Origin of the sequence: Halorubrum salsamenti, assembly GCF_007671685.1 — an archaeon.
Taxonomy (GTDB): domain Archaea; phylum Halobacteriota; class Halobacteria; order Halobacteriales; family Haloferacaceae; genus Halorubrum; species Halorubrum salsamenti.
In genome coordinates this window covers 213,789-234,658 of sequence record NZ_VCNL01000002.1, presented here as the reverse complement: position 1 = coordinate 234,658, position 20,870 = coordinate 213,789, and the positions used below count along the sequence as shown (strand labels likewise).

The 20,870-nt window shown below is 68.9% G+C and carries 23 protein-coding genes; 7 read left to right on the top strand and 16 right to left on the bottom strand.

The window, feature by feature from the left end; translation table 11 throughout:
* Positions 1-25: 25 nt before the first annotated feature.
* From sucD to FGL94_RS05770, 9 genes are all read right to left on the bottom strand, one after another.
* Positions 26-895 carry a succinate--CoA ligase subunit alpha gene (gene sucD / locus FGL94_RS05810; protein ID WP_144922040.1) on the bottom strand — a complete coding sequence of 290 codons (870 nt, stop codon included), beginning with the start codon at positions 893-895 and terminating at the stop codon, positions 26-28.
* Complete coding sequence (gene sucC, locus FGL94_RS05805; protein ID WP_144922038.1) at positions 892-2,037, bottom strand: ADP-forming succinate--CoA ligase subunit beta; 1,146 nt, start codon at positions 2,035-2,037, stop codon at positions 892-894. The genes sucD and sucC overlap by 4 nt, the downstream gene beginning before the upstream one ends.
* A gap of 103 nt (positions 2,038-2,140) precedes the next feature.
* Positions 2,141-2,647 (bottom strand): OsmC family protein, encoded by a 507-nt coding sequence (locus tag FGL94_RS05800; RefSeq protein ID WP_144922035.1) that lies wholly within the window; start codon positions 2,645-2,647, stop codon positions 2,141-2,143.
* Positions 2,648-2,731: 84 nt separating this feature from the next.
* The gene (locus tag FGL94_RS05795) at positions 2,732-4,141 is read right to left on the bottom strand and encodes a class II fumarate hydratase (RefSeq protein WP_144922033.1); all 1,410 of its coding nucleotides are present in this window, start codon (positions 4,139-4,141) and stop codon (positions 2,732-2,734) included.
* Positions 4,142-4,232: 91 nt separating this feature from the next.
* Positions 4,233-4,688, bottom strand: coding sequence for a hypothetical protein (locus FGL94_RS05790; protein WP_144922029.1), 456 nt, complete (start codon positions 4,686-4,688; stop codon positions 4,233-4,235).
* A gap of 47 nt (positions 4,689-4,735) precedes the next feature.
* Complete coding sequence (locus FGL94_RS05785; RefSeq protein WP_144922027.1) at positions 4,736-5,059, bottom strand: BolA family protein; 324 nt, start codon at positions 5,057-5,059, stop codon at positions 4,736-4,738.
* 124 nt (positions 5,060-5,183) lie between these two features.
* On the bottom strand, positions 5,184-6,230 hold the full coding sequence (locus FGL94_RS05780; protein ID WP_144922024.1) for a DUF4382 domain-containing protein: 1,047 nt from the start codon (positions 6,228-6,230) through the stop codon (positions 5,184-5,186).
* Positions 6,231-6,359: 129 nt separating this feature from the next.
* Positions 6,360-7,685, bottom strand: a complete 1,326-nt coding sequence (locus FGL94_RS05775) for a 5'-deoxyadenosine deaminase (protein WP_144922022.1) — start codon at positions 7,683-7,685, stop codon at positions 6,360-6,362.
* Positions 7,686-7,774: 89 nt separating this feature from the next.
* Positions 7,775-8,173 (bottom strand): SHOCT domain-containing protein, encoded by a 399-nt coding sequence (locus FGL94_RS05770; protein ID WP_144922020.1) that lies wholly within the window; start codon positions 8,171-8,173, stop codon positions 7,775-7,777.
* A 116-nt stretch (positions 8,174-8,289) separates the two neighbouring features.
* Here FGL94_RS05770 and FGL94_RS05765 point away from each other — a divergent pair, with 116 nt between their 5' ends.
* Positions 8,290-8,946, top strand: a complete 657-nt coding sequence (locus tag FGL94_RS05765) for a non-canonical purine NTP pyrophosphatase (RefSeq protein WP_144922016.1) — start codon at positions 8,290-8,292, stop codon at positions 8,944-8,946.
* A gap of 26 nt (positions 8,947-8,972) precedes the next feature.
* On the opposite strand, the gene FGL94_RS05760 is transcribed toward FGL94_RS05765, so the two are convergent.
* From FGL94_RS05760 to FGL94_RS18195, 3 genes are all read right to left on the bottom strand, one after another.
* Positions 8,973-10,313: an aminotransferase class III-fold pyridoxal phosphate-dependent enzyme gene (locus FGL94_RS05760; RefSeq protein ID WP_144922014.1), complete on the bottom strand. Its 1,341-nt coding sequence runs from the start codon at positions 10,311-10,313 to the stop codon at positions 8,973-8,975.
* A gap of 287 nt (positions 10,314-10,600) precedes the next feature.
* Positions 10,601-10,876, bottom strand: coding sequence for a PadR family transcriptional regulator (locus tag FGL94_RS05755; RefSeq protein WP_004046948.1), 276 nt, complete (start codon positions 10,874-10,876; stop codon positions 10,601-10,603).
* A 391-nt stretch (positions 10,877-11,267) separates the two neighbouring features.
* Complete coding sequence (locus FGL94_RS18195) at positions 11,268-11,414, bottom strand: hypothetical protein (protein WP_008007581.1); 147 nt, start codon at positions 11,412-11,414, stop codon at positions 11,268-11,270.
* A 531-nt stretch (positions 11,415-11,945) separates the two neighbouring features.
* Here FGL94_RS18195 and priS point away from each other — a divergent pair.
* Genes priS through FGL94_RS05735 form a run of 4 tightly spaced genes read left to right on the top strand, consistent with a single transcriptional unit; the run spans position 11,946 to position 16,126 of the window.
* A complete protein-coding gene (priS, locus tag FGL94_RS05750; RefSeq protein WP_144922010.1) occupies positions 11,946-13,109 on the top strand; it encodes a DNA primase small subunit PriS in 1,164 nt (387 codons plus the stop codon).
* The gene (locus tag FGL94_RS05745; RefSeq protein ID WP_144922008.1) at positions 13,106-14,200 is read left to right on the top strand and encodes a DNA replication complex subunit Gins51; all 1,095 of its coding nucleotides are present in this window, start codon (positions 13,106-13,108) and stop codon (positions 14,198-14,200) included. Before priS ends, FGL94_RS05745 begins: the two co-directional genes overlap by 4 nt.
* Positions 14,201-14,212: 12 nt before the next feature.
* The gene (locus tag FGL94_RS05740) at positions 14,213-14,857 is read left to right on the top strand and encodes a DUF998 domain-containing protein (RefSeq protein WP_144922006.1); all 645 of its coding nucleotides are present in this window, start codon (positions 14,213-14,215) and stop codon (positions 14,855-14,857) included.
* A gap of 24 nt (positions 14,858-14,881) precedes the next feature.
* Positions 14,882-16,126 (top strand): MBL fold metallo-hydrolase, encoded by a 1,245-nt coding sequence (locus FGL94_RS05735; RefSeq protein ID WP_144922004.1) that lies wholly within the window; start codon positions 14,882-14,884, stop codon positions 16,124-16,126.
* 22 nt (positions 16,127-16,148) lie between these two features.
* Here FGL94_RS05735 and FGL94_RS18190 read toward each other — a convergent pair whose 3' ends face one another.
* Positions 16,149-17,036: a hypothetical protein gene (locus FGL94_RS18190; protein ID WP_241659135.1), complete on the bottom strand. Its 888-nt coding sequence runs from the start codon at positions 17,034-17,036 to the stop codon at positions 16,149-16,151.
* A complete protein-coding gene (locus FGL94_RS05730; RefSeq protein WP_144922001.1) occupies positions 17,033-17,620 on the bottom strand; it encodes a DUF7344 domain-containing protein in 588 nt (195 codons plus the stop codon). The genes FGL94_RS18190 and FGL94_RS05730 overlap by 4 nt, the downstream gene beginning before the upstream one ends.
* A gap of 449 nt (positions 17,621-18,069) precedes the next feature.
* Between FGL94_RS05730 and FGL94_RS05725 the strand changes: the two genes are divergently transcribed.
* Entirely contained in the window at positions 18,070-18,660 is a 591-nt protein-coding gene (locus FGL94_RS05725; protein ID WP_144921999.1) for a hypothetical protein, read from the top strand.
* A 337-nt stretch (positions 18,661-18,997) separates the two neighbouring features.
* Here the strand turns inward: FGL94_RS05725 and FGL94_RS05720 are convergent, their stop codons facing one another.
* Positions 18,998-19,255 (bottom strand): hypothetical protein, encoded by a 258-nt coding sequence (locus FGL94_RS05720; protein ID WP_144921996.1) that lies wholly within the window; start codon positions 19,253-19,255, stop codon positions 18,998-19,000.
* A gap of 121 nt (positions 19,256-19,376) precedes the next feature.
* Between FGL94_RS05720 and FGL94_RS05715 the strand changes: the two genes are divergently transcribed.
* On the top strand, positions 19,377-20,174 hold the full coding sequence (locus tag FGL94_RS05715; RefSeq protein ID WP_144921994.1) for an inositol monophosphatase family protein: 798 nt from the start codon (positions 19,377-19,379) through the stop codon (positions 20,172-20,174).
* A 33-nt stretch (positions 20,175-20,207) separates the two neighbouring features.
* Here the strand turns inward: FGL94_RS05715 and FGL94_RS05710 are convergent, their stop codons facing one another.
* Positions 20,208-20,825 carry a metal-dependent hydrolase gene (locus FGL94_RS05710; protein WP_144921992.1) on the bottom strand — a complete coding sequence of 206 codons (618 nt, stop codon included), beginning with the start codon at positions 20,823-20,825 and terminating at the stop codon, positions 20,208-20,210.
* Positions 20,826-20,870 lie beyond the last annotated feature (45 nt).

Here is a 20,870-nt window from a genome sequence, read left to right as displayed (position 1 = left end):
CGTTACTGCGCCCCTCGCAACCGACCTACAGGAACTCCTCGACGTGGTCGGCGACCTCCTCGGGGGTGTCGCCGACGGGGACGCCCGCGTCGTTGAGCGCGTCGATCTTCGACTGCGCGGTGCCCGTGCCGGAGCCGGAGACGATGGCGCCGGCGTGGCCCATGCGCTTGCCCGGCGGCGCGGTGCGGCCGGCGATGAAGCCGGCGACCGGCGTGTCCATGTGCTCGCCGATGAACCGGGCGGCCTGCTCCTCGTCCTCGCCGCCGATCTCGCCGCACATCACGACCGCGTCGGTGTCGGGGTCGGCCTCGAACGCCTCGAGGGCGTCGATGAAGGAGGTGCCGATGATCGGGTCGCCGCCGATGCCGATGGCGGTCGACTGGCCGAGCCCGCGCTCGGTGAGGTTGTCGACGACCTGGTACGTCAGGGTCCCGGAGCGGGAGACGAGCCCGACGTTCCCGTCGGAGAAGATGTTTCCGGGGAGGATGCCGAGCTTCGCCTCGCCGGGGGTGATGATGCCCGGGCAGTTCGGGCCGATGAGGCGGGTGTCGGTCTCGCTCAGGCGCTTGTTCACCTTCGCCATGTCCTGGGTCGGGATCCCCTCGGTGATCGCGACCGCCAGATCGAGGTCCGTGTCGAGCGACTCGAAGACCGCGTCGGCGGCGAACGCCGGCGGCACGAAGATGACGGAGGCGTCCGCGTTCTCCTCCTCGACGGCCTCGTCGACGGTGTCGTAGACCGGGACGCCGTCGACCTCCTGACCGCCCTTGCCGGGCACCGCGCCGGCGACGACGTTGGTGCCGTACTCGATCATCTGGCCGGCGTGGAACTTCCCTTCCCCGCCGGTGATACCCTGCACAACCACTCTGGTGTCGTCGTCGACGAAAATGCTCATTGGGTCACCTCCTCGGCGTTCTTCACCGCGCGCTGGACCGCGTCCTCCAGCGTCTTCTCGACTTCAACGAGGTCCGTGTTCAGGATCTCCATCCCCTCCTCGGCGTTCGTGCCGGCGAGCCGGACGACCACCTTCTTGGGGATCTCGTCGAACTGCTCTAAGGCCTCGTTGATCCCCTTGGCGACCTCGTCGCCGCGGGTGATCCCGCCGAAGATGTTGAACACGACCGCGTCGACGTTCTCGTCGGAGAAGACCATGTCGAGCGCCTGCGTGACGCGCTCGGCCTTCGCGCCGCCGCCGATGTCGAGGAAGTTGGCGGGCGCGCCGCCGTAGTAGTCGACCAGATCGAGCGTCGTCATCACGAGCCCGGCGCCGTTGCCGATGATACCGACGTTGCCCGACAGGCGGACGTAGTCGAAGCCGTACTCGCCGGCCTTCCGTTCGAGGTCGTCCTCGTAGGACTCCTCCGCGAGGTCCGCGAGGTCGGGCTGGCGGAACAGCGCGTCCTCGTCGATGTTCATCACGGCGTCCGCGGCGATCACGTCGCGGTCGCCCGTGATCATGACGGGGTTGACCTCGATCTCCGAGGCGTCGCTGTCCTCGTACAGGTCGTACAGCGTCGAGAGGATCGAGGCCACGTCGAGCGCCACGTCGGCGTCGACCCCGGCCTCGTAGACGACCTTACGGGCCTGATACGGGTGGAGCCCGAACGCGGGGTCGACGTGCTCGCGCGCGATCGCGTCTGGGTTCTCCTCGGCGACCTCCTCGATGTCCACGCCGCCCTCGGTCGAGACCATCAGGACCGGTTTGCCCTCGCCGCGGTCCATCGTGACGCCGACGTACAGCTCGTCGACGAAGTCGACGCCGGCCTCGACGAGGACCGAGTCGACGGTATATCCCTTGAGATCCATTCCGAGGATCTCCTCGGCGTACTGCTCGGCCTCCTCGCGGTCGGTCGCGATCTTGATCCCGCCGGCCTTGCCGCGCCCCCCCACGTGGACCTGCGCTTTGATCGCGGCCGGGTAGCCGATCTCGTCGACCGCGTCGAGCGCCTCGTCGACGGTCGTCGCGAGCCGGGAGTCCGGTACGGGGATCCCGGCGTCGGCGAAGATAGTCTTCGCTTGATGTTCGTGTAGTTTCATCCGTTTCAAAGGCCGGGAGACTCCGGCTTAAATTGTGCCGATTCGGCTCGCGCGGCTGACTGGCGTCGCGCGCCGGACGCCGCCGATCGCGGGGCACGTCCACTCACTCGAACGTCCAGTTCGTCTCGACCTCCGGGGGATCCGCCAGCGTCTGGTAGACGACGCAGTACTTCTCGGTGTACTTCCGAAGCGCCGATCGGGTGTCCTCGTCGACGTCGCCGTCGACGGTGACGTCGAGTCGGAGGTCCTCGAACCCGACCGGAGCCTCGTCGTCGACGCCCATCGTCCCGCGGAGATCGAGGTCGCCGCTGGCGTCGACGCTGATGTCGGCGTCGACGCCGAAGCTCTCGGCGACGGCCTGCGCGGTCAACTGGGAGCAGGCGGCCAGCGCGCCCAACAGGAGGTCGCCCGAGCAGGCGCCCCCGCCGGGGCCGCCGGCGCCCTCGTGTAACTCCGCCTCGTAGATCGCCCGACCGATGTCCACGCTACACGACCGAGCGTCGCCCTGCTCTTCCCCGGTCGCCGACAGCGTGATCTGGGCCGCCTCGGGGTTCTCCTCGTACTCTCTCTTCAGCGGTTCCTGATCGGCTTGCAAGTCACTCTCAGCCATGTGTGGCACTCACTCGCTCTCACAAAAAGTGTTCTGCCGACCTCGGTCGCTGGTCCCCTCTCGCCGTCTCCCCCTCGCCGGCGGTCAGTCGTCGTCGCCGAGGATGACGCGGTGGGTCATCGCCTCGGGGTCGAGCACGTCGTCGGCCTCCTCCTCGGTGAGGTAGCCGGCCTCGACGGCGGCCTCGCGGACGCTCTTGTCCTCTTTGAGAGCCGTCTTCGCGACCTTCGACGCCTTGTCGTAGCCGATCGCGGGGTTCAGCGCGGTCGCCAGCGCCATCGACTGCTCGACGCGCGTCTCGCAGTGCTCCTCGTTGGCCTCCAGCTTCGCGACGAAGCGCTCGCCGAACGTCGCCGCGGCGTTCGAGAGCAGCTCGGCGGACTCGAGGAAGTTGTGCGCGATGACGGGTTTATAAAGATTCAGGTCGATCTCGCCGCGTGCGGCGCCGGCGGAGATCGCGGCGTCGTTGCCGACGACCTGCTTGTGGACCTGGTTCACCGACTCGGCGACGACCGGGTTGATCTTGCCGGGCATGATCGACGAGCCGGGCTGGTTCTCGGGCTGCTCGACCTCGCCGAGCCCGTTGCGCGGGCCGGAGGCGAGCAGGCGTAGGTCGTTGGCCATCTTGTTCATGCTCCCAGCGATCGTGCGGAGCGCGCCGTGCGCCTCGGCCATCGCGTCGTGGGCGGCCTGCGCCTCGAAGTGGTTGTCTGCCTCGCGGAACGTGGTGTTCGTCTCGTCGGAGATGTACTCGGCGGCGAGCTCCGGGAAGTCGGGGTGGGTGTTGAGCCCCGTGCCGACCGCGGTGCCGCCCAGCGCGAGCTCGCGGAGGTTCGACTGGACGCTCTCGGCGCGTTCGATGCCCTTCGCGACCTGCGTCCGGTAGCCGCTGAACTCCTGTCCGAGCCGGATCGGGGTGGCGTCCTGCAGGTGCGTCCGGCCGGTCTTGACGACGCCGTCGAACTCGGTCTCCTTGGCTTCGAGTTCGGCGTGGAGGGTCTCGAGCGCGGGCACGAGGTCCTTCTCCACCGCTTCGAGGGCGGCGACGTGCATCGCGGTCGGGATCACGTCGTTGGACGACTGGCCGTAGTTGACGTGGTCGTTCGGGTGGACGACGCGGTCGCCGATCTCCGCGCCGGCGATCTCGGCGGCGCGGTTGGCGATGACCTCGTTGGCGTTCATGTTCGAGGAGGTGCCGGAGCCGGTCTGGAACACGTCGACCGGGAACTGGTCGTCGTGGTCGCCGGCGATGACCTCGTCGGCGGCGGCGACGATCGCGTCGGCGGTGTCGTCGTCGATGAGGCCCAGGTCGCGGTTCGCCTGCGCGGCGGCCTTCTTGACGACGCCGAGCGCGCGGATGAACCGGCGACTCATCGGGATCCCCGAGATGGGGAAGTTCTCGACGGCGCGCTGGGTCTGCGCGCCCCAGTAAGCGTCGGTCGGCACCTGCATCTCTCCGAGGCTGTCCTCCTCCGTGCGGTAGTCTTCACTCATACGTGCGCGTTCCCGCGAGGCCGGGTAAAAGCTACTGGAAGCGGTCACGGTTCCCGCCCCGCGGGAAGCCGATTTTGCTCACGCGCGATCCTCACTCGAACACGAACGCGAGCGTCATCAGCGCGCCGTTGATCCCGAGCGTCCCGGTCACGAGCAGTCCGAGCGGCGGGTCTTCGCCGGAGTGGGTTGCGAGCAGCGCGAACGATCCGACCCCGACTGCCGCGAGCCCGACCGTCAGGACGACCTCGGACCAGCGGTTCCAGGAGTCGTCGAGCGCGGGCTCGACGCGGGCGAGCCACCAGTCGGAGTCGTCCGCGGAAGCGTCGGCGGTCCCGTCGCCGTCCGGGGTCGGCCCGCGTCCGAGCAGTCGGAGCACCGCCGATCGACCGCCGGCGGCCAGCAGCGTCCCGACCGCGACGACGGCGAGGCCGGCGACGACCCTCGGCGGCGCGGCGCGGGCGTAGAGGGCGCCCCCCAGCGCGACGAACGCCAACGCGGAGATTCCCGAGAGGATCCCGCGGAGGGCGCGTCGGAGGGCGGATCGCATGGTGGGCGGGGGTACTGAGGTTGGCGAGAGCGGTTCGCGCCGGGCCGTTACGCCTCGTCGACCGGGAACAGCCCAGCCTCGCGGAGCTCGTCGTCGAGGGTCCCGTCCCCGTGTTCCGCGTAGTCCTCGGGCGTGTACGTCTTGATCTCTAAGGCGTGGACCGACCGGGTCATGTGGTCGCCGACGGCGTCGTACACGCGCTGGTGCTGGTCGACGAGCGACTCCCCTTCGAAGGCGGGCGAGACGACCCACGCCGCGAAGTGGGCGTCCTCGTCCTCGTCGTCGTGGACGCGCGGGGTCGTCACTCGGGCGACGGCGTCCGGAATCCCGTCCTCGATGAGATCGGCGATCTCCGCCGGGTCGATGGTCATACGCGTTGTCGGGTCCGCCTCGACAAAAAGCGACCGCATGGTCGATGCGCGGCGCCGCGCTCGTCTCCCGACCCCGTTCCCGGTTTGCCCGCGTTCCCGGCGCCGGTTCCGGAGCGGGACTCGATCAGCTATCGGTCTCGTTCGGGGCCGTTCCGTTCTCGGTGTCGCTCGACCCGCCGTCGGTCTCGTTTCCGCCGGTCGTCGACCCGTCGTCGGCGTCGTCGCTCTCCTCGCCGTCGGCGTCGTCACCATCGCTCTCATCGCCGTCGTCGCTCCTGTCGCCGTCCGCTGCGTCGTCCTCTCCGTCCTCGCCCTCGTCGATCTCGTTCACCTCGACGTCACGGCCGGCGACCCCGCTCCCGGAGATAACGGGTTTGAGGATGTAGCCGTTGTTCTTCCCCCGTTTGACGACGTTGATGTCGAAGACGAAGCTGACCGGTTCGTCGGGGGTGACCTCGAAGCCGTTCGTGATCTGCAGCTTCTCGCTCGGCAGCTTCACGTCGACCTCCTCGCCGTCGACGATCCCCTCGACCTCGGTGACGGAGAGCTCGATCTTCTCGTAGCTCCCGGCCGGGATCTCGCCGTCGAACACGGCGATCGCGTCGTCCTCGATCACCTGCGTGAGGTCGACCGTCGCGTCGTCGAGGTCGACGACGGTGAAGCCGCGGTCGGACTCGTCGTCTCCCTCCCCGTCGTCGGTTTCGTCTTCCTCCCCGTCGTCCGGATCCTCATCCGCGTCGTCCTCCTCGTCCGCGGTTCCGTTCACGGGGTCGTCCGCTTCGGTCTCGTTGCCGGTCTGATCGGACCCGTCGTCTTCCTCTTCGTCGCTCGTTTCGTCCTCGCCGTCCTCCTCCTCCTCGTCCTCATCCCGAGCCTCGAAGACGCGGGCCTCGTCGAGGGTGACGTCGAGCCGGTCGAAGTCGGCGATGTCGGCCGGCGCGTCGCTGATGAGAAGTCGGAAGTCGCCGGTGAGCGTCTCGGATCCGTCCGACCCGTCCGAACCGTCGGAACTACCCGAGCCGTCGGACGGCGTGACCCCCCCGTCGCCGGCACAGCCCGCGAGCATCGTCGCGGTCGCGCCCGCGCCGAGCGCCACGAACTCCCGTCGCCGGAAGCCGTCGGCGGTGGTGTCCTGAGAGCGGTCGTCTGTCGTCCGCGATCGTTCCGTCATGGTGATTCACCGAACGGCCCCCAAGCGGGTATAACGGGGAGATGCTCAGTCCGAGTTTGTTCGGATCAAGGCGATTTTTCGGGGGACGGCGAGGGATCGCGGTGCCGCCACCGATCGCCCCGACGGGAGTCACAGCTCGGCCGTCTCGATGCCGGCCTCCTCGACGACCCGCTTCGCGTGGCGCGTGGCGCGCTCGCGGACCGCGTCGGCGTCGATCCCGACGTGTTCGCCGTCGTCGTACCGGACCCGGCCGCCGACCATGGTGAACACCACGTCGTCGCCGTGGGCGGCGTACACCAGGTGCGAGAGCGGGTCGTGGAGGGGCGTGGCACGGGTGCGGTCGGTGGTGATCCCGATCACGTCCGCGCGCTGATCCTCCCGGAGGGTGCCGAGGCGGTCGAAGCCGGCGGCGCGCGCGCCGTTCGTCGTCGCCATCTCAAGCACGGTCGAAGCGGGGAGTCGGGTCGGGTCGCGGGCGTCGACCTTCCCGAGCAGGCTCGCCTGCCGCATCTCGGTGAACGGGTCGAGCGTGTTGTTGCAGGGCGGCCCGTCGTTGCCGAGCGCGACCGTGATCCCTCGATCGAGGTAGTCCTGTACGGGGGCGATCCCGGACGCGAGCTTCATGTTCGAGGAGGGGCAGTGGGTGACGACCGTGTCGGTCTCGGCGAGGACCTCGCGCTCGCGCTCGTCGGTGTGGACGCAGTGCGCGAGCGTCACGTCCGGGCCGGTCAGGCCGACCTCGTCGAGCCAGAGGACGTTCCGCTTCCCGGTGTCGGCCTCCACCGCCTCGATCTCGTCCTCGTTCTCGCTGGCGTGGGTGTGGATCGTCACGCCGTCGTGGCGGTCCGCGAGGTCGCGACAGCCCCGCAGACACGCCTCCGAGCAGGTGACGGCGAACCGCGGCGTCACCGCGTAGCGGACCCGGCCGTCGGCGGCGCCGTGGTACTCGCGGATCAGATCCTCGCTCTCCGCGAGCGCGGCGTCGGCGTCCTCCAGCAGCCCCTCGGGGGAGTCGCGGTCCATCAGCACCTTCCCGAGCCGCGCGCGGATCCCCGTCTCGACTGCCGCCTCGAACGCCTCACCGGCGTGGTTGACCGAGAGGTGGTCGACGACGGTGGTCGTCCCCGACTCGAGGCACTCGAGGTAGCCGAGCTCGGCGGCGGCGCGGGTCGCGTCGGCGTCCATCGCCGCCTCCATCGGGAGCACGGCGTCGAACAGCCAGTCGAGGAGGGCCGCGTCGTCGGCGATACCGCGGCCGAGCGACTGCACCGAGTGCACGTGGCCGCCGACCAGTCCGGGCGCGACGAGATCGAGGTCGCGCCGCTCGTGGTCGGGGTACTCGTCGCGGAGGGTCTCGGCGTCGCCGACCGCGGCGATCGTCTCCCCCTCGACGACGACGGCGCCGTCGGGGATCACGGTCTCGGGGTCGGCGATGACGGTTCCGGCGATCAGCATGTCCGTCCGTTCCTGACGGTCGTCTCTTAAGAGGGTGTCCGTTCGGGGCGGGGTTCCGGAGGCCGTGCGTCCCGTGTAGCCCTCACCGACTACTCGAACTCCGCGTCGCGCTCGCGTTCGCGCTCACGGTCGGAGCGGCCGTCGACGCGGTCTTCCAACTGTTCGGTCTCCAAGAGCCGGTCGAGTTTCCGCTCGAACTCCTCCTCGCCGATCTCGCCGGTCGCGTACCGCTCGCGGAGCGTCGCCAGCGGGTCGTCCTCGGTGGCCGACGCGGATTCCCCGTCCGCCGTTTCGGATTCGACGAGCGGGAAGTCCTCGCCGAGCAGTGCCACCAGCGGGATGAGCACGAAGAACCCGAGGATGAACGTAGCGGGGATCAGCGCCCCCAGCACCTCCGGGAGGAGGACGGCGAACAGGGAGGTGAACCCGAACGACAGGATCGCGACGAGCCCGATCAGCCGCTTCTTCTCGAACGTCGGGAGGGCCATGTCGCATAAGTTCGACGAACCGACAAAAACGTACTGCCGGCGCTCTGCCGAGCGAGTCGGCGGCTGCAGCGACCGCGACCGACGGCTATTCGTTCCGGCCGTCCCCACCCGGATCCGTGCTCAGATACGTGACGACGAACCCCGGGAAGGTGCGCGAGGCGGAGCGCTACCTCCGGGACGGCTCGGTGGAGCGACTCGACTTCGACTACCCAGAGATTCAGGCGACGGAGCTCGGCCCGATCGCGGCGCAGGGCGCCCGGGAGGCGTACCGCCACGCCGGCGCGCCGGTGCTCGTCGACGACGCGGGGCTGTTCGTCGAGGGGCTCGACGGCTTTCCCGGGCCGTACTCCTCGTACGTCGAGGAGACGCTGGGGATCGAGCGGGTCCACGACATCGCCGCCGACCTCGACGACCGCCGGGCCGCGTTCCGGTGCGTGCTCGGCTACTGCGACGGAGACGGATTCGCCGCGAGCCCGGACCCGGTCGACCGCGGCGACCGGGACGCGGCCGCGGCGGCGGGACCGGACGGAGATGGCGGGGGCGAGGGCGACGACAGCGGCGACGAAGGCGCCGCGGACCTCCCGGTCAAGCTGTTCGAGGGGTACGTTCCCGGCCGGATCGTCGCGCCGCGCGGCGAGGGCGGATTCGGCTACGACCCGATCTTCGAACACGACGGCGAGACGTTCGCCGAGATGGACACCGACCGGAAGAACGCGGTGTCGCATCGCGGCCGCGCGTTGGAGAAGTTCGCGGAGTGGTACGCGGATCGATAGACCGTCTCGCACGGCCGACCCGCCGCCTACGCCGCGTCCTCGATCGCCGAAGTGAGGAGGTCGCAGCCGAGTTCGATCTCGCGTTCGGTGACGTCGAGCGGCGGGAGGACGCGGAGCACGTCGTGACCGCACGAGAGGGTGAGTAGCCCCCGAGAGAACGCCGCTTTCATGGCCGCGTCGCGGCGCTCCTTCGAGTCGAACTCCACCGCGAGCATCAGCCCCTTCCCGCGCACGTCGTCGACGCCGGGGAGGTCGGCGTCGCGCATCGTCTCCGTGAACTGTCGCCCCCTGACCGTGGCGTTGTCCATCAGGTCGTGTTCGCGGATCGCGTCGAGCGTGAGCGCGCCCTGCGCGGAGGCGACGATGTCGCCAGCGCCCCACGTCGAGGAGAGCCGGCTCTTCTCCTCGGGGAACACGTCCGCCCGCGAGACCGTCGCGCCGACGCGGAGCCCCTTCGCGCTGGAGATCACGTCGGGTTCGAGCGCGTAGTGGTCCGAGCCCCACAGCTCGCCGGTCCGGCCGACGCCCGACTGGATCTCGTCGGCGATCAGGGTGATGTCGTGTTCGTCGACGAGGGCGGCGATCTCGTCGGCGAACGCCTCCGAGGGGAACCGGTAGCCGCCCTCGCCCTGTATCGGCTCCATGATGAGGTACGCCACGTCGTCGGGGTCGACGTGGCCCCGGTCGGGGTCGAGCTTCCGGCGGAGCCGCGAGACGCCGTCGGCGAAGAAGCCGCACGAGCAGGTCTCGGCGGTGCAGCTCCGGTCGTCGCAGAAGGGGACGTCGTGGACCCCGCTGATCTCCGGGAAATCGCGGCGGTAGACGGACTTCGAGCGGTTGAGCGAGAGCGAGCCGAGCGTCCGCCCGTGGAACGCGCCGTCGAAGGTGATCGCGTGTTTCGCGCCGCCGGAGTCGTCGTACGCGATCTTGATCGCGTTCTCGACCGCCTCCGCCCCGGAGTTCGAGAGGAAGACGGTGTCCATGTCGTAGTGGGCGGTGACCTCCGTGAGCCGCTCCATCAGCCCGGAGGAGCCGGGGAGCCCGTCGCCGGGCGACTCGCCCCCCGCGACGTAGAAGTCCTGCCCCGCGATCTTCAGCGGGTCGGCGAGATCGAACTCGGAGAGCGGCTCCATAATGAGCGGGTTGTTGTACCCGAGCGGCGCGGCGGCGACGTGGCTGGTGAAGTCCATGAGGACGTTGCCGTCGACGTCGGTACAGAAGGGCCCCTCTGCGGGCGCGGTCCGGTCCCAGACGAACTCGTAGACGTACGTGCTCGGCGCGGCCGACTCGTGGTGGTACTCCACCCACTCCCGCGCGCGGTCGCCCGGGAGGTCGGTCACGTCGGGCGCGGCGGTGTCGCGATCCATGCCGGCGAGTGACTCCCGGAGAGAATAAAATCAAGGCGATCCGTCCGAAGTTGGAGAAACGTCCAACTCTCGGCGGAAGATCGTTCGCATGCGGACGGAAGGCGGCCGAAACGGGAACGTGTGGGCGGAGTACGAGGCCGACGCGGGACTGAGCCGAGGCTTCGGGAGAAACGGGACGGGGGCGGAGAGGGAGAGAACGGGGCGGCGGAGAGAACGGGGAGAGGAAGGACGACGGGGACGGGAGACTAACCGCTACGGGCCACCCTCTCGTCGTGGGAATCGGTCGATCAGTGGTCGACGTACTGCGCCTCCCACTCGGTCCGCGCGTCGATCTCGCGCCGCCCGCGACGGGTCAGCGTGTAGTAGTTCGTGCGCCGGTCGCGTTGGCCCTTCTCCACGAGCCCCTTCTCCACGAGCGTGTCGAGGTTGGGATAGAGCCGGCCGTGGTGGATCTCCTTCTCGTAGTAGTCCTCGAGCTCCTCCTTGATTGCGAGTCCGTGGGGCTCGTCCAAGCCGGCGATCACGTAGAGCAGGTCACGCTGGAAACCTGTGAGGTCGTACATGCAACAGTCCGTACATACCCATCGTGAATAAATAAATATACCGTTATAAGAAACGCCCATCTCTCCGTCACCCCGCGTAATACGCGTATTTCACGGGATCCGTTCTGTCAGCGGATCAACTGACATCCCGATTCGCTCGTCGTTGAGCCGCGTCGAGTTCGTTTCCGACACTTGATGTTTCGGTGTACCTGGAGATCGACGGATAGCGTCGATCGACTGTCTCTGCGCGGCACTAGCGCTCTTCGGTGTAGTGGTCGTCGGAAAGAGGCACGCCCGACGCGGAAAAAAGCCGCGTCAGGCCTGCCATTGGTCCCCGCTGACGCTTCGGCCCTCCAGACGAAGCGTCACCTGACCGTACAGCGTACCGACTGATAAACCTAACGAGCGCGCGCTACATGTGTTCTTCTTCTAACACCCACCCGAGCGCGCGCTTGTAGTGGGTGAACAGCTCCTCGACGCCGCGGTGGTTCATCTCCTCGTCGTCCAGCTGCTCGCGGAGGAACTCGTACTGCTCGCGAACCTCGTCTTCGGAGCGCATGGGCACGAATACGGCTCGTGCCGGGATAGTGTTGTGGCCGCGGGCGACGAAGTGGTTGCTCGCGGAGCGACGGCGGACACCGCCAAAGCCCCAGCCGGCGAGGACTCGCGCGACTCGCTGCGCGCCTCAGTCAGTCGCTGACGCTCCTTCCTTGCGGTGCTTGCGTCGTCGGGCTTCGCCCTCGCCGGCTGCCCCTTTGAGTCCCACCCGCAACGCAACCGCACAGCACCTCACGCCTCCCCAGCCTCGTCGCTGGCACCCTCCGCTTCGCTTCGGGAGCCAGCGACTCCAGCGAGGGACCGAAGGTCCCTCTGGCAGCCGGCGCTACGCGCCGGCGACAGCGAGGCGCTCCGCGCCTCTGGCAGTCGGGCTTCGCCCGACGACCTCGCACGCGCTCCTTCGCGGCCGCCGGTGGCGGCCGCTCGGAGGCACGCGCCTTCAGCACTGCTGCGGTTCCGTTTATAAATGGTCGTCGTTGGTCGCCCCGCGAACGATACGTTGATACGTCGACCCCCGGTACCCGATGAGACGATGGACGACCGGACGCGCGAGTACCTCAAGGGCCGGTTCGGCGACTACTACCGCCGGGCCTCGCCGGCGCTCCCGCCGGACGCGAACCTCCGCGAGTGGGGCCACATTCCGTGGACCCCGGGGTCTGGCACGACGATGCTCCGGCACCAGTCCCTGTACGACCTGGGCGACGTGGACACCTTCTTCGCGGACAACGCGCCCCGGCACGCGTACTTCTCGGCGGCCCGCTACGACGACCCCGGCGCGTCGACGATGTCGGGGAAGGGGTGGCGCTCCGCCGACCTCGTCTTCGACCTCGACGCCGACCACCTCCCCGGGGTGGACCCGGAGACCACCTCGTACCCCGAGATGCTCGCCGAGTGTAAGGCGGCGCTCCTGCGGCTCCTCGACTTCCTCGACGACGACTTCGCGTTCGACGACCTCACCGTCGTCTTCTCCGGCGGGCGCGGCTACCACGTCCACGTCCGCGACGAGAGCGTCCGAGAGCTGAACAGCGACGCGCGCCGAGAGATCGTCGACTACGTCCGCGCGATCGACCTCGACGCGGAGGGACTGATCCGGACGGTCTCCGAGCGCGGCACGACCAAGCGCGTCCTCCGGACCGAGGGCGGTTGGGGCGCGCGCGTCCACGAGGCCCTGGTCGAGTACGCCGACGACCTCCGCGACATGGACGACGAGGAGGCTCGCGAGCGCCTGATGGAGCTCGACGGGATCGGCGAGGGCCGCGCGGAGACGATCCGCGGCGCCTTCGAGCGCAACCCCACCGCGGTCCGCGAGGGCAACGTGGAGGCCGGGGGGCCGGGCGTCCGCCGGCTCGTCTCCGCGCTTGCCGCGCGCGTGACCGCGACCGACACCGCGCCGATCGACGAGCCGGTCACCACCGACACGCGGCGACTCATCCGCCTGCCGGGCACGCTCCACGGTGGGTCGGGGCTCGTCGTCACGCCGATCGAGCGCGACGCACTCGCCGACTTCGACCCGCTCCGGGACGCGGTCCCGGACCGGTTCGCCGGGCGCGAGATCCGGATCGAGACCGACGCCGATCGGACGGTAGAATTAAACGGCGAGCGCGTTAGAGTTGAACCCGGTAGAAACGCCGTGCCCGAGTTCGCGGGGGTCTTCCTGATGGCCCGCGGCGAGGCGCGGAAAGCCCCCGAACGATGAACCTCGACGAGCTCAGATCGGCCCAAGCGAAGGAACGCCGCAAGGACAGCCTCCAGCACCTGCGGGACTCCTTTTACGACGACGTCGCCGCCTACGTCGCCGACCTGCGCGCGGCCCGCGACCGCCGCGCCGAGCAGGTCGACAAGCCGTTCTCCGACGACGACGTGCGGCGGATGTCGGACGAGGTCGAGACAGCCGAGGAGGTCGCCGAGGCGCTGTACGAGCGCCGCGTCGGCAAGGTCGTCAAGCTCGCGTCGTTCGCGGCGGCGGACATGCCGGTCGACGCCGACGGCATGACCACGGAGGAGCGACAGCTGTTCGACGACCTCGTCGACCGGATCACCGATAACAAGTCGCGCGTGCTCGACGTGCTCGCCGGCGAGGCGCCCCCGGCGTCGACCGGCGAAGCGCCGACCGACGTGGCATCGGCCGACGCGGAGCCACCGGAGGTGGCGACACCGTCGCCGGAGGCCCCCCCGTCAACGGACGAGAGCCCCGCCGCGGACTCGGATCCGACGTCGCCCGCGCCGGAGCCCGATCCCCCGGCCGAAACGCCGCCACGGGGGGATGACGGAACGGACGAGACCGCGGAGCCCGCGGAGACGGAGGGGAGCGCCGACGCGCTCGCGGGCGCCATGGGCGGTTCGGACGAGGAAGTGGCCGACGCCATCAACGCGACGACCGATGTCACGACCGACGGCGGGTCGCGGGCGGCCGACGGGCCGACCGCGGACGGCGACCCGACCGCGGCCGACGCTCCGACCTCGGTCCCGCCGGAGCCCGCCCCGCCCGGGGCGCCGGGCGTGGACGGGGATCCCGATCCGTCCGCGAGCGACGATTCGGCCGCGAGCGACGGCGCTTCCGGGAACGAACGCTCCACCGCTGACGCCGCAGATGACGCGTTAGCGGATGACACGCAAACCGACGACGCCCCCGCCGACCGCGCCACCGTCAGGATCACCCGCGACGTGGGGTCGATATTCGGGGTCGACGAGCGGGAGTACGACCTCGCGAGCGAAGACGTCGTCACCCTCCCCGCCGAGAACGCGGACCCGTTGGTCCAGCGAGACGCCGCGGAGCGACTCGACTGAGACCGCTTCTCGATGGCCGCCGCCGACACTGTCGACGCCGACCGCGTCGCCGCCACGCGATTCCTCGGCGCCGCGGCCACCCTGCTCGCGCTCGGCGGAATCGCCGTCGCGGTCCTCCTCGACCCGACGTTCTCGTGGACGAGCGACGCGCTCTCCGATCTGGGGGTTCGCGGCCGGAGCGCCCCCGTATTCAACGGGGGGCTCGTTCTCGGGGGCGTCGCGGGCGTCGGTTACGCCCTCGGCCTCTGGAGGTCGTCGGCGGGTCGCGGGGCGGTCGCCGCGGTCCGGACGGCGGTCCTCGTGCTCGCGATGGTCGCGATGGCCGGCGTCGGGGGCTTCGACCTCACGGAGCCGCTTCACGGCCCGGCCGCGATCGGGTTTTACGCCCTCGTCACGGTCGCGTTCGCCGTCGACGGCCTCGCTCGACGCGGGACGGCGACCGGGCGCGTCGCCCTCGCGTTCGTCCCGGTTCACGTCGCCGTCTGGGCGACGTTCGCCGCGGGCTGGTGGCCGGTGTCCGGGCTCGCGCTCCCGGAGCTGCCGGGGGCGCTCATGCTCGCGGCGTGGGTGTGGGTCTTCGGTCCGCTGCCGGTCCTCGGGCCGACTTTCGACTCGATCGGGCCGCGATCCGGAGATACCCGGACCGACGAGCACTAACGCGGCGGGCGAGTGGGTCCCGGCATGGAGGTCGAGTTCCTCGGCGGCGCCCGCGAGGTGGGACGGAGCGCGGTCCTCGTCGACGACGCGCTGCTCTTAGACTACGGCCTGTTGACCGCAGACCCGCCGCAGTACCCCCTCCGAGACCCCGAGCCCGACGCGGTCGTGGTCTCGCACGGCCACCTCGACCACGTCGGCGCGGTGCCGGCTCTCTTAAAAGGGACCCGTCGGCCGGCGATCCACTGGACGCCGCCGACCGCGGAACTCGCGCGGACGCTGGCGCGAGACACCCTGAAACTCCACGGCAACAGCCCGCTCTGTCCCTTCTCGGAGGAGCACGTCGCGCGGCTCGGCGAGGTCGAGGAGCGCCACGCCTACCGGGAGCCGTTCGTCGTCGAGGCGGGCGGGACCGCCTACGAGGTGACGCTTTACAACGCCGGCCACATCCCGGGGTCGGCGCACGTGGTGGTTGATGACGGAGAAACCCGCCTCCTCTACACCGGCGACTTCCACACCGACGACCAGCGGCTGGTCTCCGGCACGACCGCGCGGCCCGACGCCGACGCCGTCATCTGCGAGTCGACGTACGCGGACGTGACCCACGAGGACCGCCGGATCGTCGAGGACCGCTGGGCGGAGCGCGCGAAGACGGCGATCTGGGAGGGCGGCACCGTCGTCGCGCCCGCGTTCGCGATCGGGCGGACCCAGGAGCTCATGCTCGTCGCCCACGCCAACGACCTGACCCCCTACGTCGACGGCATGGGCGTCGAGGTGACGCGGCTGGTGCGCCGGCATCCCGAGTTCCTGCGCGATCCGGAGGCGCTCCGTCGGGCGGCGGGGGCCTCGCGCTTCGTCACCGGCCGCGACGGCCAGCGCGAGCGGATCGCCGGCGACAACGAACTGATCATCACTACCTCGGGGATGCTCGCCGGAGGGCCGGTTCACTCGTACCTCCCGGAGATCCGCGGCAGCCCGACCAATATGGTGACGCTGACGGGGTACCAGGTCGAGGGGACGCCCGGCCGCGAGCTACAGGACCACGGCCGGCTGGCGATAAACGGGACGGTGCGTCCGGTGAGCGCCCGTGTCGAGTCGTTCGACTTCTCCGCGCACGCCGACCGCGGGGGGCTGGAGTCGTTCCTCGACGACTACCGGGGGGCGCGGGTGCTCGTGAACCACGGCGACCGCTGCGAGGCGTTCGCGTCGGACTTGCGCGAGGACGGGGTTGCGGCGAGCGCGCCGAAACTCGGCGAGCGGATCGGATTATAAAACGGGTCGACTGCGGGAGGGGTCAGTCGCCGTCCTCGCTCTCGCCGGTGACGACCTCCCCGTTCTCGACCGAGGCGTCCAACAGGAACTCCTCGTCGACCGCCCCGTTGTAGGCGACCCCGTCGCCCGCCGAGGGCGTCTCGTAGACGCCGGCGTTCCAGCCGGGATGGAGGTATGTGACGCTCTGTCCGGGGAACTCGACGGCGACGATCTTCCAGTTCCGCGGCGTGGCGTCGACCTGCGGGCGAATCCTCTCGGCGGTGTCGAACGTCTCCGCTCCGTCGAATTTCACTTCGGTGAGGCCGTCGACCGACTCGGCCGGGGGGTTCTCGGCGATCCACACGTTCGCTTCGACCCCTCCGTCTGTCCCCCGAACGGTGACGTTGCCGTTCGCCGCGCCGTCGAATTCGACGCCCGTCACCGTCGGTCCCTCCGGCACGCAGGTCACGGTGTGGGTACGGTCCAGCGAGACGCTGACGCCGTCGCCGCTCCCGTCGGCCTCGAACAGGAGGTCGACCTCCCGTTCGCGCGCGCAGTCCAGCGTGACAGCGACCCGGCTCGCGTTCCCCATCGAGAGGCTGTCGGGGGCGTCCACGTCGGTGACGGTCACGCCGGTCGCCTCCGGGGCCGTGACGGAGACGTCGAACTCGTCGAGGTCGCCGTCGAACCGGTTGCGATACTCGACGACCGCCGTGGACTCGCCGTCGTGGACTTCGTCGGTGAGCGGCTCGTAGCCGAGGTACGCGCTCCGGTCGTCGGTGACGTTGACGGCCACCCCGCGGTCGGCCTCCATCGCCGTGAACCCGGCGGTGCCGAATATCAGTCCAATTCCCGCCGCGAACGCGAGCACGAGGCTCAGCGTGCGGAGGGCGCTCACACGGGCCGGCGGCGTCCGGGTTGTGGCGCTCATTCTTGCTTGCGGAGTTCGGGCGGCTTCTCGGTGTTTCCGAGGCGTGCCCGGCGCCCGATGACGTGGTGAGCGGCGGCCGAGATGCCAAAGGCGGTCGTGGTGAACATTCCCACGTCGAGCGCTTCGAGTCCCGCGAACCCCGGTGTTCCCGTGGCAACGGCGAGCAGGAGGGACACGGTGACGCCCACGAGCCCGAGGTAGTAGAGGCTCCACGGGATCTCCCTGCTGCGGAGGACCTCGACGTAGATATCCAGGCTCTCCAGCTCAGGCGTCGGCTCGACGAGGTTCGCCTCCCCGTCGACCGTCACCACGTTCTTCTCCTCCAGCTTCGGCAGGTGTGTGCGCTGGAGCGTGCTGTACACGTTTCGGCGGTCCTCGTACCGGACCTCGTCGGGATCGACGTCGCGCTCCCACGCGGTGACGTGCGTGGAGAGCTCGGAGACGTCGATCGGCTTCTCCGCGCGCTTGAGCGCGTGGATGACGAAGCGGCGGCGTCGGTTCGACAGCACCTCGAAGACTTCCTCCTCGGACAGTTCACCCCCATTCCGGCTCGGTTCGTTCGTGATCGCAGTGGTAGATCCCATCGGTGTAACACCCGGATTCTTCGTCGGCGGATTCCCCTCCACCGAACCAGCGAATCTCGATTGAACCATGTGTGGTAATCTGCCATAAATAGGTAGGATAGTTTACCTTAATACATACTTTTTCTATCACAATCAGGAACGGATCGTCGGTCTGACGAGGGTCGGCCGACGATCCGACGGGCTTTCAGCGTGTTCTTCAGGCCGTTGTTGAATATTCTATTAGCCTCCTAACGTGCGTTAGGAACTAATTAACTCGCTTTCAGGACTGTCCCGATGTCGTTAGCGAGGGCCGCATACTTCGCATCGAGCCGCGCACGTCACACATCGAGGCCGGCACGCGAACATGTCGAGAATGTCATAACGAAGTACAATCCCCCGTATGTATTATCCGAGCGCTCCCGGCCCGGGCGTCCGGGTTACGGGGGTGCGTAACACAGGTGAGATACGACATGGAACGACGCAAATTCGTGATCGGAATGGGATCGCTCGTCGCCGGCGGGGCGGCTGCAACAGGTACTGGTGCGTTCGCGAGTGTTGAGGCTACTCGAAGTGTTAACGTCAATGTGGCGGGCGACGGCAGCGCATACCTGGGTCTCGAGGACACGTCACCGTACGCCGATAGGAATGGCAAAAAACTCCAGCTGGATTTCGCTGCTAACGGCGAAGGTGGCGCTGGTATCAATGCCGACTCGGTGTCGACATTTGACGGAGTGTTCCGGATCGTGAACAACGGTCCCAATGACCTCGACATAACCATTGATAAGTCCGGGCTGGCCGATCCCGATCGGTGGCATTTCGTCCCCAAGGAGGTCTACGAAGAGTACAGCGGGACCTACCCTGAAGACAGCTTCTACCCCAGCTGGGATGACTTCGGAGGATATGACACCACCAACGCGAGTGGTGGGGGTCTCGGTCCGGGTGAGTCCACGCTCGTTGGTGTGGCGATCGATGCGCGAGACAGGACCAGCCTGCCGGGTGGAGAGATCACGTTCGCCGTCACCGATGCAGACGGTCCGTACGGGAGCAACTCGTCGACGTAACTGTACCGTTAGCAGTTGACAGCGGTTCAGTTTCATTTTGTTTTGGCTGTTTTGAATACCACTCCGGAAATTGAAAGCGGACCGTCGGGGTCCTTTAGTCGCTATTCTCAACGCGGTCCCAGTCTCGCAATCGAGTTCGAATCGGACGAGAATCGGCTTCGAGCAGTGGCACTCCAGCCGCCGGACTACTCCGAAATCACGGGGGAGAGCCTATCCGCGATCGCGCGTTCAAGATGTCGAACAGTCTATCGAGGACCGACGCGCGACGGATCGGTCGCTGGACACGATCGCAGTTAACAGAAGAAGGGTCGACGGCGTCCGCCGAGCCGGTGGGACTCTACGCCCCGCCGTCGGTGTACGCCCAGTCGTCGAGCACGCGCTCGGCGGTCGCGTTCGCCTCGGCGGGGCTGGGACACTCCCCGGCGACGACCTCACCGGCGAGGTCGCAGGCGAGCGCGTACACGGCGCTTCCGTCGGCGCGGTCGGCGACGCGCTCGAAGGTGGGCCGGTAGCCGGCGGCCGTGCGCTGTCCGGTCTCGTCGAGCGAGGCGTCGATGGCGTACTCGAGCTGGCGGACCGCTTCCTCTGGTTGCATACGCGTCTATCTCTCCCAAGACCACTTAAATGTACTCGGATTCGGAACTGAGTTAATCGTTCCGGTGGCCCGCCGCTCGCGGGATCGACGTTTATACGCGTCCAGCGGTCGGACCGTGCCCATGGCCGACGCAGACGAGCGCGCCGCCGTCGCCGAGCGTGCGGCACGAGCCGGCGCGCGGGTCGCGAACGAGCGGTTCCGGAGCGACATCGACGTCGAGACCAAAGGCGAGGACGACGTGGTGACGGAGGCGGACCGCGCGGCCCAGCGCACCGTGATCGAGGCGATCCGCGAGACGTTCCCGGACGACGCGATCGTGGGCGAGGAGGAGGACGAGCGCAAGACCGTCCCCGAGGAGGGCGCCGCGTGGGTGATCGATCCGATCGACGGCACCCACAACTACGTCCGAGACATCCGCGTGTGGGGGACCGCGGTCGCGGCCGTCGTCGACGGCGAGCCGGTCGCCGCGGCCACCGTCGCGCCCGCGCTGGGCGACGTGTACACCGCCGACGCGGACGGCGCGTACCGCAACGGGGAGCGGCTGTCCGTCAGCGACGTGTCGGACCCGCGACGGGCCACGGTAGACCCGACGCTGTGGTGGGACCACGACTCCCGCGACGAGTACGCCGCCGCCTGCGAGGCGATCGTCCGGCGGTTCAGCGATCTGCGCCGCCTCGGCGCCGCACAGATCGTGTTGCCGACCGTCGCCGCCGGCGGGCTGGAGGGGACCCTCTCGAACCTGCGGGCGAACCCCTGGGACTCCGTCGCGGGCGTGTTCATGGTTCGACAGGCCGGCGGGACGGCGACGGATCTGGAAGGGAACCGCTGGCGACACGACTCGACGGGGCTCGTCGTCTCGAACGGGCGCCTCCACGACGAGGTGCTCGACGCGGCGCGCGCGATCGACGGGCTCGACTGAGGAGTCGTAATAGGGACTGACCGCGACCGCTTCTTACCGCTTCGCGTCGTCGTCGTGGTAGCGGTCCGGGAGGAACGGCAACACCGCGTCCGGGGCGTAGGGAGTGATCCGGGCCGCGAGCTCCGCGAGGTACCGCCGAGTCATCGTGTAGACGGCCGCGACGAGAAGCGTGCCGAGTACGATCTGCCGGAACGGACCGTTGACCAGGTACAGGAGGGGAAGCGCCAGACCGATCGACAGCGCGAGGTCCTCGACCGCGCCGTCGTACCGGACGAGCCGCCGCGGGGCTATCCACGTCCCGCGATAATGGTTGTACACGGCGCGGTCGGAGTTCCCCTCCCACGGGCGCAGCTCTAGCCCGCCGCCGTACATGTCTGCGACGCTGTGGACGGCCGCGCCGAGGAGGAACAGGGCGGCGCCGACGGTCGCCGCCGACGGCGCGGCTAGGGCCGCGAGGAGGGCGAGCGCCGCGAACGCGGTGTAGTACACGGGGAAGTGGAGGGTCTTCCGGTGGCCGACGTACATGTCGAGATCCGGGAAGAGCCCCCCGAGGAACCCGGCGACGAAGCCGATCGGCGCCAGTTCCGGAGCCACGCGCACCAACGGCGCGGCGAGCAGCATCCCGCCGATCACGTGGGTCGGAAGCATCATCGTGGCCTAACCGAGGCGACAGAAACGTATTAACGTATCGGCGAG